Source organism: Mycolicibacterium arabiense, from assembly GCF_010731815.2.
Taxonomy (GTDB): Bacteria; Actinomycetota; Actinomycetes; order Mycobacteriales; family Mycobacteriaceae; genus Mycobacterium; species Mycobacterium arabiense.
The window spans coordinates 2,563,701-2,576,997 of the sequence record NZ_AP022593.1 but is presented as its reverse complement, the minus strand read 5'-3'; the positions used below and the strand labels follow the sequence as shown (position 1 = coordinate 2,576,997).

Sequence of the window (13,297 nt, the reverse complement as noted above, 5' to 3'; positions counted from 1 at the left end):
CTTCGTCTCTTGCGTGTCCCACGTATGCGTGAAAGATATGACGTCCGGGTTGGTTACGCCTTCTCGAGCGTGAACTGTGCGACGTCGGTGTAGCCCTCGCGGAACAGATCCGCGCAGCCCTCGAGGTACTTGACGAACCGCTCGTAGATCTCCTCGTCGGTGATCGCGATGGCCTCGTCCTTGTTGGCCTTGAGGTTGTTCGCCCAGGTGTCGAGGGTCTTGACGTAGTGCGGCTGCAGGTGCTGCTCGCGGGTGACCGTGTAACCGGCCTTGACCGCGTGCTCCCTGACCATCGACGCCAGCGGCAAGCGGCCGCCGGGGTAGATGTAATCCATGATGAACTTGATGAAGCGCACCCGCGACATCGTCAGCGGCAGACCCTTGGCCTTGATCTCCTCATCCTCCGGGATGATGATCGTGTGCAGCATCTGCACGCCGTCGTCGGGCAGCCAGTCATAGGTCTTCTTGAAGTAGTCGTCGTACTTGTTGAAGCCGAAGTGCTCGAACGCGCCGATCGACACGATCCTGTCGACCTTGCCGTCGAAGTCCTCCCACGGCTGCAGCCTGACGTCCATGGTCCGGTTGCCCTTGTAATTGGCGAGCCAGTGCTCCTCGATGTGGCGCTTCTGGTTCTCCGACAGGGTCAGTCCGATGACGTTGACGTCGTACTTCTCGACGGCGCGGTTGATCGTGGCCCCCCAGCCGCAGCCGATGTCCAGCAGCGTCATGCCGGGCTCGAGGCCCAGCTTGCCCAGCGAGAGGTCGATCTTCGCCATCTGCGCCTGCTCGAGGGTGTAGTCGTCCTTCTCGAAGTAGGCGCAGCTGTAGACCTGGTTCGGGTCCTGCCAGAGCTTGAAGAACTCGTTGGAGATGTCGTAGTGGAACTGGACTTCCTTCTTGTCCGACCCGCGCGTTTGGCTCGCGGACTTGGACAACCAGGCTGACTCCGCCTTGTGCGGTGTCTGTGCCGAATCCTTGGTTTCACTCGAAGAGGTCATTCATCCACCTGTGGCTGTAGAGCGTCGCGGTCCTGCCAACCAGCCGTTTCTTCGCCGGCCCAGCGTTTCGAACCCTACCCCTTCGTGCCTCGCCGTTGAAGCGCGACCCGCAGGCGCCCGACCTCAGCAAACAGCTCAGATCGCGTAGTCCCGCGGCGTGTGCTGGACCGATACCCAGTGGTCGGTGGTGAACTCGTCGATGGCCCATTGGCCACCGAAACGTCCGACGCCAGAACCCTTCTCGCCGCCAAACGCCGTGTTCGAGTCGTCATTCACCGGCGAATCGTTGACGTGGGTCATCCCCGCCTCGATGCGGCGGCCGAAGCGAACTGCGCGCTCGACGTCCCGGCTGAACACCGCCGACGACAAGCCGTACTCGGTGTCGTTGGCAATCCGCAACGCGTCCTCGTCGCCGTCGGCGGAGATCACGGTCATCACGGGTCCGAATACCTCTTCGCGAGCCGTCGCGACGTCGTTCGTGGCGGTCAGGACGTGCGGCGGCAGGCACAGCCCGGTCGGACCGAAGGGATCACCGCCGATGAGCTGTTCCGCCCCGGCGTCCCGCGCCCGCGCAAGCTTGTCCTGGATGCCCTCGAGCTGCGAAGAGTTGATGACCGGCCCCAGGTGTGTCGCCGGATCGCTGGGGTCGCCCACCTGCAGGGACCTCACCCGTTCGACGAATCGGCCGGTGAATTCGTCGTGCACGCTGGCGTCGACGATGATCCGGTTGGCGATCATGCAGATCTGGCCCTGGTGGAAGAACGAGCCGAACACCGCGGCCCTCACCGCGAGGTCCAGGTCGGCGTCGTCGAGCACTACGAGCGGCCCATTGCCTCCGAGTTCCAGTGCCAGGCGCTTCAGTCCGGCCTTCTCCGCGATGCCCTTGCCGACCGGTGTCGAACCCGTGAACGACACGACCCGGGGCACGGGATGCTGCACGATTGCGTCGCCGATGTCGGAACCGGAGCCCACCACCACCGAGAGCAGGCCGGGCGGCAGGCCCGCCTCCTTGAAGATGCGGGCCAGCAGCAAGCCGCCGGTGACGGGGGTGTCCCCAGCCGGCTTGAGAACGACGGCGTTGCCGACCGCGAGGGCGGGAGCGACGGACCGGTTCGACAGCTGCATCGGGAAGTTCCACGGCGAGATTACGGCGACGACGCCGACGGGCTCGCGGTAGACGCGGCTCTCCTTGCCAGGGATGTCGGACGGCATGATGCGGCCCTCGACGTGGTGTGGCATCGACGCCGCCTCCCACATCACCGAGCGCACCAGGCTCCACTCGAGTTCGGCCTTCGCGAGAGTGCCGCCGGTTTCGCGAACGAGCCAGTTCGTGATCTCGTCCTTGCGCCGACTCATGACGTCGGCGGCGGCACGCATGACGTTGGCGCGCTCCAATGGCGGCGCCTCCGCCCAATCGCGTTGCGCAGCAACGGCAACGTGATAGGCCTCGTCGAGGTCGGCCTCGTTGGCCTGCGGTATCTCCGCCAGTGTGGCCCCGCTGTAAGGGTCGGTGGTCTCGCGAGTCTTGCCCGCAGCGCCGGCCCGCCACGTCCTGCCGATCGGCATCGTCTCGAATTCCGGGTAGCTGCTCACGAGACTGCGACTCCGATCTTCACGTGGGGTTCGTTGGCCTGGGCGCGCCACGCCTGCTGGACGTCGGGTTGTCCCATTTCTCCGGACGCCAGAGCCAGGTCGACGCGGTGGCAACCGGCTGATCGCACCCGCACCACGTCGCCGTCGGGATCGTCGAAGTCCTGGACCGTAGGCAGCAGCCCTGCAGCCTTCAGTACCGATGCGCGCATCGCTTCCTCTTCCGTGTCGTTCGTTTCTGCGAACGATCGGCTACCCGAGCGCTGGCGGCTGAAACGGGACTCGAGTCAGCCGCTTCCTGCCGTTGCGGGACTCGGGTTGCGACGCCAATGTGCCCATCTCGACTGGTCATCGACAAGCGTTCGCAGGCAATTGGTTTCGCTCGCTCAGAGCGAGAAGACCGAATCAGGGCGATGTCGGGGTAGGCTCATGACCATCGAGTAGCTCGGTTCCGAGCAGACATGCTCGACATTGAGGATTCCAGATGACCACGTCCGAACTCGTCCGCACGCCTTATGACCGCCGCGTCCAACTGGTGCAGGACACCATCACGAGCCGCTCCAAGCTCACGGACGACGCTGCGAAGGAACTGGCCGTGCACGTCCTGCACGCGCTGGACTCGATCCCCGAGCGGATGCGCTAACCACACCATCTGGGTGACGCTTTCCGGCGAAGGCACCAATCACTCCAAGACCATTCTGTGAGGACCCTGATTGACTGCCTTGTCCTACGGCCGGGATTCGTCCGGCATCGTTGTGACGCAGGGGCGTTCCGCGCCCCTGCGCTTCGGCGTGCTCGCCTCGCACACCCCCACCATGTGCGGTGTGGCGAACTTCAGCGGAGCACTCTGTGACGCGCTGCAGGCTACCGGCGCCTCCGTCGAGGTCGTCCGCGTCGCCGACGGCCAGCACTCGGTGGCTGCGCGCGTCGTCGCCGAACTGACCGGCGGGTCGACCGACTCCATCGCCGAGTGCGCCGCCGTTCTGAACCAGTGCGACGTCGCAATCATCCATCACGATGTCGGCGTCTACGGCGGCGACGAAGGTTCCGACCTCGTCGCCGTGATGCGCCTGCTCGAGGTGCCCACGATCGTGGTTGCCCACGCCGTTCCACGACACCCGTCGCACCAGCAGCGGACCGTCTTCGAAGAGGTCCTGCACCGGGCCGACCGCATCGTGGTCGTCTCGGATGCCGTCGGCGACCGGCTGCGCGCCCACTACGACGTATGGCGCGGCAGGGTGAAGACAATCCCGCACGGCGTGACGCTGGCGCCCACCGTCTCGGCTAAGCGCTCCGGCCGGCCGACGCTGTTGACCTGGGGCCTCCTGCGCCCCGGCAAGGGCATCGAGCGCGTCATCGACGCGATGGCCACGCTGCGCGAGGTGCGCGGCCAGCCGAAGTACGTCATCGCCGGCAAGACGCACCCCCGAACCCTCGCCACCGACGGCGAGTCCTACCGCACGGCGCTCTCCGATCAGGTGGAGCGCGCGGGTCTCGGTACGTCCGTGGGATTCGAACCGGACTACCGCGGCCCCGGCACGCTCGCTGCTCTCGTGCAGTCCTGCGCTGCCGTGGTGCTGCCATACGATGCGACCGACCAGGTGACGTCCGGAGTGCTGGTGCAAGCCGTCGCCAGCGGCCGACCCGTGGTCGCGACGGCGTTCCCACACGCGATCGATGTACTCGGCTCCGGCGCGGGCATCCTGGTGGCGCACGACGACACCGAAGGTCTCACCGCGGCCCTGCGCAGCGTCCTCACCGACCCACGGCTCTCCGGCGCGATGGCCGCCGAGGGACGACGGCTCGCGCCGTCGATGGCCTGGTCGGTCGTCGCCGAGGAGTACGCCACGTTGGCGACCAAGCTGGTCCGCGAGAAGCGCACGCACGCCTAGCTCGCCGTCGCGGCGTAGCTCCTCAGTTCGTCGATGAAGCCCGCCGGGAACCGCAAGGCGCCCTTGCCAGTACGGCTGAGGAAGCCGGTTGCCGCGCGAGCGGACAGTGGCTTCCCGGGGTAGTTCAGAAAACCCTTGAGCGGTTGTCGATCTCGGGCGACGGGCCAGGGGCCGACGTCGGCCGCATGAACGATGCCGTCGCGATCTGCCCATGCCGCCTTGCGCGGCCACTTCGTCCCCCGCCACGGTGCGTCGTTGGTCGAGTCGTAGTCGCCGGGTGCGTCGAGCCGCCCGCCGATCCAGGCCGCGACCGGCACGCTAACCGAGTTGCCCACCATCCGCCACCGCTCACCGGACCGGGCGACCTCCTCGGCCGGCGCGGTCCAGTCGGCTGGAAAACCCTGCAGCCGTTCGGTATCCCGGATGTCCGGCGTGACGTAGTGGCCGTCCGGTAGCCGGATGGCAGGCGGAGAGGCGACGCCCACCGACGAGCCACACTTGATCGGCGGAACGGCGTCGATCGCCCAGCCGAACGACCGCATGCCCTCGGTCCAGTAGAAGCCGCACGCGACGTCGGGGTAGGTGTCGATGGGTGCGGGCTTGGCGATCTCGTCGACGAGCAGCACGTCGCGGGGATCGCCGTCCCGGCTGGCCACCAGATACCAGCGGTTGCGCCGCTGGGGCAACCCGAACGCGTTGGTGTCGACGACGCGGTAGGCCCACCGGTAGCCGAGGCCCGTGAGCGTTTCGGTGACCAGCCGCAGCGCCGCACCCTGGTTCAGCGACATCAGGAACGGCACGTTCTCCAGCACCAGCCACGGCACGTCCGAGGTGTCTGCCAGCCGCAGCGCCTCCCCGACGAGACTGCTTCGTGCACCGGTGATTCCGGTCTTCCGGCCGACGCTGCTGAGGTCTTGGCACGGAAAGCCTGCGACGAGGACGTCGGTGCCCTTGGGGAGTCGGTGGACGTCGCGGACGTCGGCCTCGAGCTTGACGTCGGGGAAGCGGCGGCGCAGCACGTGCATCGCCGCAGGGTTGTTCTCGACCATCAGCGTGGCGTGGTGGCCCCCAGCAGCCATGCCCAGTTCCAGGCCACCGATGCCGGCGAACAGACCTGCGACCGTGAGTGTCACCGAAGCCATTCCAGGGCAACGGCATACGAGAGTCGTGACGGCACGGCGTTGCCGATCATGCGGGCCAGCGCGGTGCGGTGCGTGACGCCGTCGAAGCTGAACCAGTCGGGGATGTACTGCAGACGGGCGGCCTCGTGGGCGGTGAGCGTGCGGCGCTGGCTCGGATGGACGTTGCGGCCCATGCACATGCTGTAGAAGCCGGTGGTGACGGTCTGCGCGGGCCGGTCCCACGCGAGGCGGCCGTAGATGGACTTGTAGCTGTGCCCGCCGCCCGCATGACAGGCGGGACGTTGGCTGTCGGGCAGGTCGAACTGGCCGTGCTCGAAGAGGTAGTCGATGCGTTGCCGGGTGGCCGGGGCGGACCGGGCGGGGGCGTCGACAAGGGTGGCGCCCGACTGGGTCTCGAGGTCCTGGATGGCCCAGCCGACGGTGCGGGTGTCGCGGCGGTGCCGGTCGACTACCTCGGCCGTTGTGACGGAACGGGTGAGGCTGGCCAGCATGACGAGGCGGCGGCGGGTCTGTGGCACGCCGAGGTGGCTGAGGTCGACGATGCCCATGTCGACTTGATAGCCGAGGTGGTCGAGTGCATCGGCGGTGCGCTGAACCACTGCGCGCCTGTCGTTGAGGGCGCCGGGAACGTTCTCAATCAGGATGTGCTGTGGTGCAAGCACTTCGGCGGCGCGAACCATGGTCTGGTACAGCTCGTTCTTGTCGTCACTGTGGCGGGTGCGGTTGTTGAAGTCGCTGTGTCCCTGGCACGGTGGGCCGCCGACGAGGACGTCGACGTCCGGGTACTGCTTGGCCAGGAGCCGCTCGGCTGGGGCAAGTCGGGTACCGATGCGGCCGGGCAGGAGGGCAGCGACGTCGTGGCAGAGCGCTGCGGCGGTGGGGAAGTTGGCGGCGTACGTGCGGGTCGCGATCGCGTCGAGGTCGACGGCGAGCAGCGGCTCGAAGGGTCGGTCGAGCGCGCGGGCGGCCTCGGCGAGGCCGATGGAGAGTCCACCGCAGCCCGCGAAGAGATCGACGACGCGGACCGAGTCACGGGCCGAGGACTGGGGTGGGGTGGCGGTGCTGCGCAGCCAGGCACGCTCGGCGTCGTCGGCGGTCGCGGGTCCGTTCGGGATCGGCGCTCGGGCCAGCAGGCTGGTGGATGTGGCGCCGTCACTGTGGGTGAGCACCCGCTCGAACGCGCCGTTGCGGGTGCGGAATCGCTCCAACCCGGAGCCGGCTTGCGGCCGACGTCGCTTCAGGGCTGGTTCGAGCATCCTTGGGATCGTATTCAGGTTGTGCGGACTGGTCTGGCGGCGCGCCGCTTCTAGGCTGGTGGCATGGCCGAGTCGTGGGCGTCCTCACCGGAGGCGCGGGCGCGGATGCAGTCGAACAAGAGCCGGGACACCAAGCCGGAGTTGGCCCTGCGGTCGGCGGTGCATTCGCTGGGGCTGCGCTACCGGGTGGATGCGCGTCCGTTGCAGGCGCTGCGGCGCCGGGCGGACCTCGTCTTCCCCCGGGCCAAGGTGGCGGTGTTCCTGGACGGTTGCTTCTGGCACGGCTGCCCGGTGCACCACACCGTGGCGGCGGCAAACGCGTCGTTCTGGGCGGAGAAGGTGTCGACGAACCGGGCGCGGGACTCCGACACCGACGCGAAGCTGGCCGAGGCCGGCTGGGTCAGCGTGCGGGTGTGGGAGCACGAAGACCCGGTCGAGGCGGCCGAACGGGTGCGGGCCGTGGTGCACGAACGGCGGGCGTGACTCGGCTGAGGACGGGCTCAGCGAGTGACCGATAGGGTGCCTTGCATGAGAGCAGTCGCAGCAGCGTTGGCTTTTTCGGCAGCACTGTTCACCGCCGCGCCGGCGGCTGCCGAGGAACCCGACGACTCGTTCCTCGGCACGATAGACGTCATCGGCATTCCGATCACCGATCCGGCCGTAGCGATCGGCACGGCGCGCGCGGCGTGCCAGTCCCTCGATGACGGTGCCGAAGTACCCGCTGCCGTCGACACCGTCGCCGCCGACACCGGCATATCGCCCGACGACGCCGCCTACTTCGTCGGCGTCTCGATCGGGGCGTACTGCCCGCACCATGAGGGCCTTTTGAGCTGACCGGTGTTGGACTGGGGAGCGTCATCAAATGATGACGCCGTCCAACGCCGCACTACTTCAGCCGCACCAACCGCGTCGTCGAACTCTCGTCCAGCTCGACCACCTCGGTACGCGAGCGCAGGAAGTCGCTGAACGACTTGAAACCCAGCGACTTCTCGCTGAATGACGGGTCCATGCGCTTCATCTGGGCCTTGACCGCGGAGTTGTGCAACCAGTCGGCGTCGTCCTTCTCCAGGCCGATCTGCAAGGCGCGGGTGAGCAGCGCGGTGGCGGCGATCTGGGGGTCCGGCGGTTCCGGATCGTCGTCGATGGTCTGCGGCCGGGTGGCCCGACGGCGCGGCGCGCGCTTCTTCGGGGCGGGTTCCGACTCTTCCTCCTCGGCCGCGGGCGCCTCCGGCGGTTCGAACACCGGCACGCCGGGCAGCGCGTCGTAGATGAGGAACTCGTCGCACGCGGCGGCGAGCGACCGGCTCGACGAACCGGCCACGCCGATGCCCACGACGTAGCGGCCGAGCCGCTTGCACCGCTGGGCCAGGGCGATGTAGTCGGAGTCGCCGGCGACGATCACGACGTGGGTGAGGTCGGGCAGCCGGAACATGTCCTCGACGGCGTCGACGGCGAGCCGGATGTCGGCGCCGTTCTTGCCGTACGCGGCGGCGGGGAAGAGCTGTACCAAGTCGACGGCGCGGCCGACCAACTGGCCGCGGTATCCGGCGTTGACGTCCGCGGACCAGTCGGCGTAGGCCCGGGTCAGCACCAGCGTGCCGAACGATGACGCGAAGTCGATGATGGCGCCGACGTCGACCGTGGCGCGCTGCAGCTTGTCCTCGTCGAGGCCCTTCTGCTTGTCGCGCTGGAACGAGCTGCGTCCGTTGACCTGGTCATACCGCGAGATCACGATGTTGTCGAAGTCGAGATAGACCGCGACGCGGGTGTGAGCAGGTTCCGTCATGGGGTTCAGTGTGGTCGATGGGGCGCTGCCTAGCGATGAGTTGCGTGACGGCGGCGGGTCTACCCGGGACCACGAGCGAAGGAGACCAGTCGATGCGTTCGATCAGCGTCACGATGTTCATGACCCTCGACGGGGTCGTACAGGGACTCGGCCGCGCCGACGAGGACACCCGCGGCGGCTTCGCTTCACCCACGGCGGGTGGGGCCCGCAGTACAACGACGACGTCATGGCTCAGGAGATGGGCAAGGGCATGGCCGCCGCGGGGGACCTGTTGTTCGGACGCAGGACGTGGCAGGACTTCTACGCCGCGTGGGGTCACTCGACCGACGGTAACCCGTTCACGACGCTGATGAACGGCGCCACGAAGTACGTCGCGTCGAGGACGCTGCGGAGCGCCGACGAGTGGGAGAACTCCGTGTTGTTGCCGGGTGACGCTGCATCGTCGGTGGCCGAGCTGAAGGCGCAACCGGGCAATGACCTGGCGATCAACGGCAGCGCGTCGTTGGTGCGAAGCCTGCACGCCGCCGGGCTGATCGACCACTACACGCTGCTGATCCACCCGTTGACGCTGGGCAGCGGTGCTCGGCTGTTCGAGGGCCCGGCGCCGCTGACCGAGTTCGACCTCACTGGCAGCGTGACGACGACCAAGGGCGTCATCATCGCCGCACTACTCGCGACGGTAGGTACGGCCTACAGCCACGACGGTGGAAAGGCGATGTCCAAACGCTTGCTCTGCTTGAAGCCTGCCCACGTCGGCACCCCGCTCGGCTGCCCGCGGTACAGGCCACGGGCGGCGGCGACAACGCGTTCTCGCTGTGTCGGCCACGTCAGGTCGGAGGCGATCTGCTCGAGGACGTCGGGGTTCCTGGCCAAGCTGCGGTCGACGAGATCAACGGCGGGCAGTGCACCACCCTTGTCCCCGTTGCACCTCGCGCACGACGACACCAGGTTGGCTAACCCGTCGATCCCGACCAGTGACCACGGGAGGACGTGGTCGATCGGGTTGTCGGGCGGAAGCGTTGCGCCACAGTAGAAGCAGTCATTGCCGAAGGCATCCTTGAGCGGTCCCCGGACGGCAGCCAGCGCGATCCTCTCCCGGCCGAAGAGGTGGCCGGCGACATCGGGTACCTGTTCGTCGAGGAACCGGTTCATTCGGCGGACGTCATCGACCCACATAGTCTCCAAGGCCGGTTTCAACAGTCCTGCCAAACGGGCCAATCCGTGGGCGATACCGGCGTTCAGAACGATCGAGTCTCCGTGCGCGCGCAGCCGTGACCTCGTCACGCCCTCGCCGAGAAGTGAATCGTCGTAGAGGAACGGATCGCTCGTCGGTGCGCCCGGCAGCTTTTGCAGCCGGGGCAGCGGCTGCTTGGCGAGGGCGACGGTGATCTTCTCGATCGCCTGCTCGTAGGCGTCAGGTGCGCGAAGCATCGCGACCTCCAGCGACAGACCGCTGTTGGCGGCGCCCGCGGCTGCCCGCAGTGTCTTGGCGGCCTCCGTGATGCGTCCGGTGCTACCCCTCACCTGCACCAGATCGCGGCCTTCGAACGCGCGTACCTGCCGCCAGTAGATAGACAACACCCGATGCGCGAGTTCGGGGATCGGAACCGTCAACCGGTCGTCCGGCCGCTCGGGCAGGTTCTCGATGCAGTGTTCGATGAGCGCCATGAGCAGTGCCAGCTTGTAGGTGGCGGTGCGCTGACCGGTCTCGAGGATGGCGACGACGCGTTGCCCGAGGAGCAACGGATCGAGCGGAGCGTCGGCCACCTGGCAAGTATCGCCACACGCCGCTGCCCGAGTGGTCGCATTGCCGCCGACTTGTCCCGCACGGTGGACGCAACAGCCGTAGTCCGCGAGCCACACCCCCCGCGAGCGTGCGCAAACTCCCGCCCGCGCGCGGCGTGTCGCCCGCAGACACGCACGCTCGCGGGGGAAGCCGACCCGCGCATTTCGATCAGTGCGAATCAAAGTCGAGGGGGGTGGGCGGGGGTGGCGCAATGCGGGGGGCGGGCCGGCAAAGCCCAGGTGACCAGGCCTGAGGACCGGCGCAATCAGCTCACCGGCCGGAGGCCCTCGCCGCACGCAACCGGCAGGGCCTGATACCGCCGATACCGTTCCGCACCAGGTCAGTCACATACCGCCAGCCCCCAGGAGGTGACCATGGCCGCGACGAACGCCGACCGCGACGAGCCCACGCCCATCCGCCGACCCCGCGCGGACCAGGCGCGCCTCGTCGCCGACGTGCTGCGCCACCAGATCCACGCCGGTGGCTACGCCGACGGGCTGCCGCAGGAGCAGGAACTGGCCGAGGAGTTCTTCGTCTCCCGCAATACCGTCCGCGAAGCACTCGCCACGCTGAAGGACGAGGGCCTGATCGACCGCGGCCCTCGCACCGGCACCCACGTCGCCATCCGCAAGTACGACCACGGTCTCGACGCCCTCACCGGCCTCAAGGAGACGTTCAAGGGCTACGGCGAGATCCGCAACGAGGTCCGCGCCACCATGACCGTCTCCGCGCCGCCGAGTGTGGCCAACAAGCTCGCGCTGAACCCCGGCGAACCCGTCGTCTTCATCGAGCGCCTCCGCTACCTCGGCGACCTGCCGCTGAGCCTCGACATGACCTACCTGGCGCAGGACATCGGCGCCCAGGTCGTCGAGCACGACCTCGAGTCCAACGACGTCTTCGCCCTCATCGAACACGTCACCGGCCAGCGCCTCGGCAACGCCACCCTCGCCGTCGAAGCCGTTCCCGCCGAACCACATTCGGCAGCCATCCTGCAGGTGCCCGACACCGCCAGCCTGCTGCTGCTCGAGCGACTCACCCACCTCGACGACGGCAGACCCGTCGACCTCGAGTACATCCGCATGCGCGGCGATCGAATCACGCTGCGCGGCAACCTAGTCAGAGGAGATTGACCGTGGCCCAAGTCAACCAGCGCGTCGACGTGCCCGTCACCATCGACGAGTCGCTGTGCATCGAGGGCTGCACCCTCTGCGTCGAGATCTGCCCCCTGGATTCCCTGGCCATCAACCCGGAGAACGGCAAGGCGTTCATGCACGTCGACGAGTGTTGGTACTGCGGACCCTGCGCAGCGCGCTGTCCCACCGGCGCCGTCACCGTCAACATGCCCTACCTCCTCCGATGACAACCCAGGACCACCCATGAAACGCACCGTCGCCGCCCTGCTCACCGCCGCCACTGTCACGTCCCTCGCCGCCTGCTCCCTGGACTCGCAGACCCAGTCCGACGACACCGTCACCGTCGTCATCGGCTACCAGTCCAAGACCATCAACACCGTCACCGCCGGAACGCTGCTCAAGGCCAAGGGCTTCCTCGAGAAGCGCCTCGACGACCTCACCAAGTCCTCCGACGTGAAGTACGACGTCCAATGGCAGGACTACGACACCGGCGCCCCCATCACCGCCCAGATGGTCGCCGAGAAGATCGACATCGGCTCCATGGGCGACTACCCCCTGCTCATCAACGGCTCCAAGACGCAGGCCAACGAACGCGCCCGCACCGAACTCGTCTCCATCACCGGCTACAGCCCCACCGGTGCGCTCAACATGGTGGTCGTCCCACCCGACTCGCCGGCCCGCAGCATCACCGACCTCAAGGGCCAGAAGGTCTCCGCCAGCGTCGGTTCCGCGGGCCACGGCACGCTGGTCCGTGCGCTCGACAACGCAGGCATCGACCCCAAGACCGGCGTCGAAGTCCTCAACCAGCAACCGCAGGTCGGTGCGTCGGCACTCGAATCCGGCCAGGCGCAGGCGCTCTCGCAGTTCGTCGCATGGCCCGGCCTGCTCGTGTTCCAGGACAAGGCCAAGCTGCTTTACGACGGCGCCGAAGGCGACTACCCGACGTTCCACGGCGTCGTCGTCCGGCGCGACTACGCCGGCCAGCACCCCGAGGTGCTCGACGCGTTCCTGCAGGCCCAGCTCGACGCAACCGAGTTCCTCAACGACAACCCGCTCGAGTCGGCCAAGCTCGTCGCCGACGGCAGCGGACTGCCGCAGGAAGTCGTCTACCTCTACAACGGCCCCGGCGGCACCAGCTTCGACACCACGCTGAAGCCGTCGCTCATCGAGGCGTTCAAAGGCGATGTGCCGTACCTGAAGTCGATCGGTGACTTCGCCGACCTCGACGTGAACGGCTTCGTGAACCCCGACCCGATCCAGAAGGCCTTCGCCGACCGCGGCCAGGACTACGACGCCGCGCTGCAGAGCACCACCAACCCGTCGGCGCTGCGCGGTCAGGACCCCGTCTGCAACGCGCCCGTCACCGACGCCAAGCTCGCCGGCGAGCTGTGGATCGACGGCAGGGACGCCACCCAGCCCTCGGCCAACCCCGACTGCCTGCTGCGCGCCATCCGGGAGGCCACCGCCGCGGGCGACACCATTCGCGCCGCCTACGTCCCCGATACCGAGTTCGGCACCCGCTGGTTCGCCGACAAGTCGACCTGGGTTCGCGACGGCCAGCGCCACCTGCCGTTCGACACCGCCGCAGGCGCCGGGCGCTACACCGCTGCGCACCCCGGCGCGACGATCGTCGACTACCAGCAGGCCCTGGCGGGTGCGGTGTGACCGCCGCACCCGTCGTCCTGACCACCGACGAACCGGCCGTCGCCAGCCC

The 13,297-nt window shown here is 67.8% G+C and carries 14 protein-coding genes and 1 pseudogene; 8 read left to right on the top strand and 7 right to left on the bottom strand.

What is annotated here, in order from left to right:
• Positions 1-53 precede the first annotated feature (53 nt).
• The 3 genes from G6N61_RS14085 to G6N61_RS14075 all read right to left on the bottom strand — a co-directional run bounded on the left by G6N61_RS14085 (position 54) and on the right by G6N61_RS14075 (position 2,800).
• A complete protein-coding gene (locus G6N61_RS14085) occupies positions 54-998 on the bottom strand; it encodes a cyclopropane mycolic acid synthase family methyltransferase (RefSeq protein WP_163919087.1) in 945 nt (314 codons plus the stop codon).
• Positions 999-1,133: 135 nt separating this feature from the next.
• Entirely contained in the window at positions 1,134-2,591 is a 1,458-nt protein-coding gene (locus tag G6N61_RS14080) for an aldehyde dehydrogenase family protein (RefSeq protein WP_235887533.1), read from the bottom strand.
• Entirely contained in the window at positions 2,588-2,800 is a 213-nt protein-coding gene (locus G6N61_RS14075) for a hypothetical protein (RefSeq protein ID WP_163919086.1), read from the bottom strand. Before G6N61_RS14075 ends, G6N61_RS14080 begins: the two co-directional genes overlap by 4 nt.
• Positions 2,801-3,072: 272 nt before the next feature.
• Between G6N61_RS14075 and G6N61_RS14070 the strand changes: the two genes are divergently transcribed.
• Positions 3,073-3,231: a DUF6307 family protein gene (locus G6N61_RS14070; RefSeq protein ID WP_170314467.1), complete on the top strand. Its 159-nt coding sequence runs from the start codon at positions 3,073-3,075 to the stop codon at positions 3,229-3,231.
• Positions 3,232-3,301: 70 nt separating this feature from the next.
• Positions 3,302-4,480, top strand: a complete 1,179-nt coding sequence (locus G6N61_RS14065; RefSeq protein WP_235887532.1) for a glycosyltransferase — start codon at positions 3,302-3,304, stop codon at positions 4,478-4,480.
• Here the strand turns inward: G6N61_RS14065 and G6N61_RS14060 are convergent.
• Together G6N61_RS14060 and G6N61_RS14055 are read right to left on the bottom strand one after the other, a co-directional pair.
• Positions 4,477-5,622: a DNA cytosine methyltransferase gene (locus G6N61_RS14060; RefSeq protein WP_179973623.1), complete on the bottom strand. Its 1,146-nt coding sequence runs from the start codon at positions 5,620-5,622 to the stop codon at positions 4,477-4,479. The two genes, G6N61_RS14065 and G6N61_RS14060, sit on opposite strands and share 4 nt — an antisense overlap.
• Positions 5,610-6,878 (bottom strand): DNA cytosine methyltransferase, encoded by a 1,269-nt coding sequence (locus tag G6N61_RS14055; RefSeq protein WP_163919084.1) that lies wholly within the window; start codon positions 6,876-6,878, stop codon positions 5,610-5,612. The genes G6N61_RS14060 and G6N61_RS14055 overlap by 13 nt, the downstream gene beginning before the upstream one ends.
• Positions 6,879-6,941: 63 nt before the next feature.
• On the opposite strand from G6N61_RS14055, the gene G6N61_RS14050 reads away from it, so the two are divergent.
• Both G6N61_RS14050 and G6N61_RS14045 read left to right on the top strand, forming a co-directional pair.
• Positions 6,942-7,361, top strand: a complete 420-nt coding sequence (locus G6N61_RS14050) for a very short patch repair endonuclease (RefSeq protein ID WP_163919083.1) — start codon at positions 6,942-6,944, stop codon at positions 7,359-7,361.
• A gap of 45 nt (positions 7,362-7,406) precedes the next feature.
• Complete coding sequence (locus G6N61_RS14045) at positions 7,407-7,712, top strand: DUF732 domain-containing protein (protein ID WP_163919082.1); 306 nt, start codon at positions 7,407-7,409, stop codon at positions 7,710-7,712.
• Between the two features lie 52 nt (positions 7,713-7,764).
• On the opposite strand, the gene G6N61_RS14040 is transcribed toward G6N61_RS14045, so the two are convergent.
• Positions 7,765-8,664 (bottom strand): NYN domain-containing protein, encoded by a 900-nt coding sequence (locus G6N61_RS14040; RefSeq protein WP_163919081.1) that lies wholly within the window; start codon positions 8,662-8,664, stop codon positions 7,765-7,767.
• Here G6N61_RS14040 and G6N61_RS31230 point away from each other — a divergent pair.
• A pseudogene (locus G6N61_RS31230) lies at positions 8,663-9,262 on the top strand (dihydrofolate reductase family protein); the annotation flags it as partial. The gene G6N61_RS14040 and the pseudogene G6N61_RS31230 overlap by 2 nt on opposite strands.
• Positions 9,263-9,354: 92 nt before the next feature.
• Here G6N61_RS31230 and G6N61_RS14030 read toward each other — a convergent pair.
• The gene (locus G6N61_RS14030; RefSeq protein ID WP_235887531.1) at positions 9,355-10,431 is read right to left on the bottom strand and encodes an HNH endonuclease; all 1,077 of its coding nucleotides are present in this window, start codon (positions 10,429-10,431) and stop codon (positions 9,355-9,357) included.
• Between the two features lie 393 nt (positions 10,432-10,824).
• Between G6N61_RS14030 and G6N61_RS14025 the strand changes: the two genes are divergently transcribed.
• Genes G6N61_RS14025 through G6N61_RS14015 form a run of 3 tightly spaced genes read left to right on the top strand, consistent with a single transcriptional unit; the run spans position 10,825 to position 13,248 of the window.
• Entirely contained in the window at positions 10,825-11,580 is a 756-nt protein-coding gene (locus G6N61_RS14025; protein WP_163919080.1) for a GntR family transcriptional regulator, read from the top strand.
• Positions 11,581-11,582: 2 nt separating this feature from the next.
• The gene (locus tag G6N61_RS14020) at positions 11,583-11,810 is read left to right on the top strand and encodes a 4Fe-4S dicluster domain-containing protein (RefSeq protein ID WP_163919079.1); all 228 of its coding nucleotides are present in this window, start codon (positions 11,583-11,585) and stop codon (positions 11,808-11,810) included.
• Positions 11,811-11,826: 16 nt separating this feature from the next.
• Complete coding sequence (locus G6N61_RS14015; protein ID WP_163919078.1) at positions 11,827-13,248, top strand: ABC transporter substrate-binding protein; 1,422 nt, start codon at positions 11,827-11,829, stop codon at positions 13,246-13,248.
• Positions 13,249-13,297 lie beyond the last annotated feature (49 nt).

What these genes read in the sequence shown, in the direction of transcription:
- G6N61_RS14015 (WP_163919078.1), top strand. Translation starts at nt 11,827, where the DNA reads ATGAAACGCACCGTCGCCGCCCTGCTCACCGCCGCCACTGTCACGTCC.
- G6N61_RS14075 (WP_163919086.1), bottom strand. Translation starts at nt 2,800, where the DNA reads ATGCGCGCATCGGTACTGAAGGCTGCAGGGCTGCTGCCTACGGTCCAG.
- G6N61_RS14055 (WP_163919084.1), bottom strand. Translation starts at nt 6,878, where the DNA reads ATGCTCGAACCAGCCCTGAAGCGACGTCGGCCGCAAGCCGGCTCCGGG.
- G6N61_RS14040 (WP_163919081.1), bottom strand. Translation starts at nt 8,664, where the DNA reads ATGACGGAACCTGCTCACACCCGCGTCGCGGTCTATCTCGACTTCGAC.
- G6N61_RS14050 (WP_163919083.1), top strand. Translation starts at nt 6,942, where the DNA reads ATGGCCGAGTCGTGGGCGTCCTCACCGGAGGCGCGGGCGCGGATGCAG.
- G6N61_RS14045 (WP_163919082.1), top strand. Translation starts at nt 7,407, where the DNA reads ATGAGAGCAGTCGCAGCAGCGTTGGCTTTTTCGGCAGCACTGTTCACC.
- G6N61_RS14070 (WP_170314467.1), top strand. Translation starts at nt 3,073, where the DNA reads ATGACCACGTCCGAACTCGTCCGCACGCCTTATGACCGCCGCGTCCAA.
- G6N61_RS14085 (WP_163919087.1), bottom strand. Translation starts at nt 998, where the DNA reads ATGACCTCTTCGAGTGAAACCAAGGATTCGGCACAGACACCGCACAAG.
- G6N61_RS14060 (WP_179973623.1), bottom strand. Translation starts at nt 5,622, where the DNA reads ATGGCTTCGGTGACACTCACGGTCGCAGGTCTGTTCGCCGGCATCGGT.
- G6N61_RS14025 (WP_163919080.1), top strand. Translation starts at nt 10,825, where the DNA reads ATGGCCGCGACGAACGCCGACCGCGACGAGCCCACGCCCATCCGCCGA.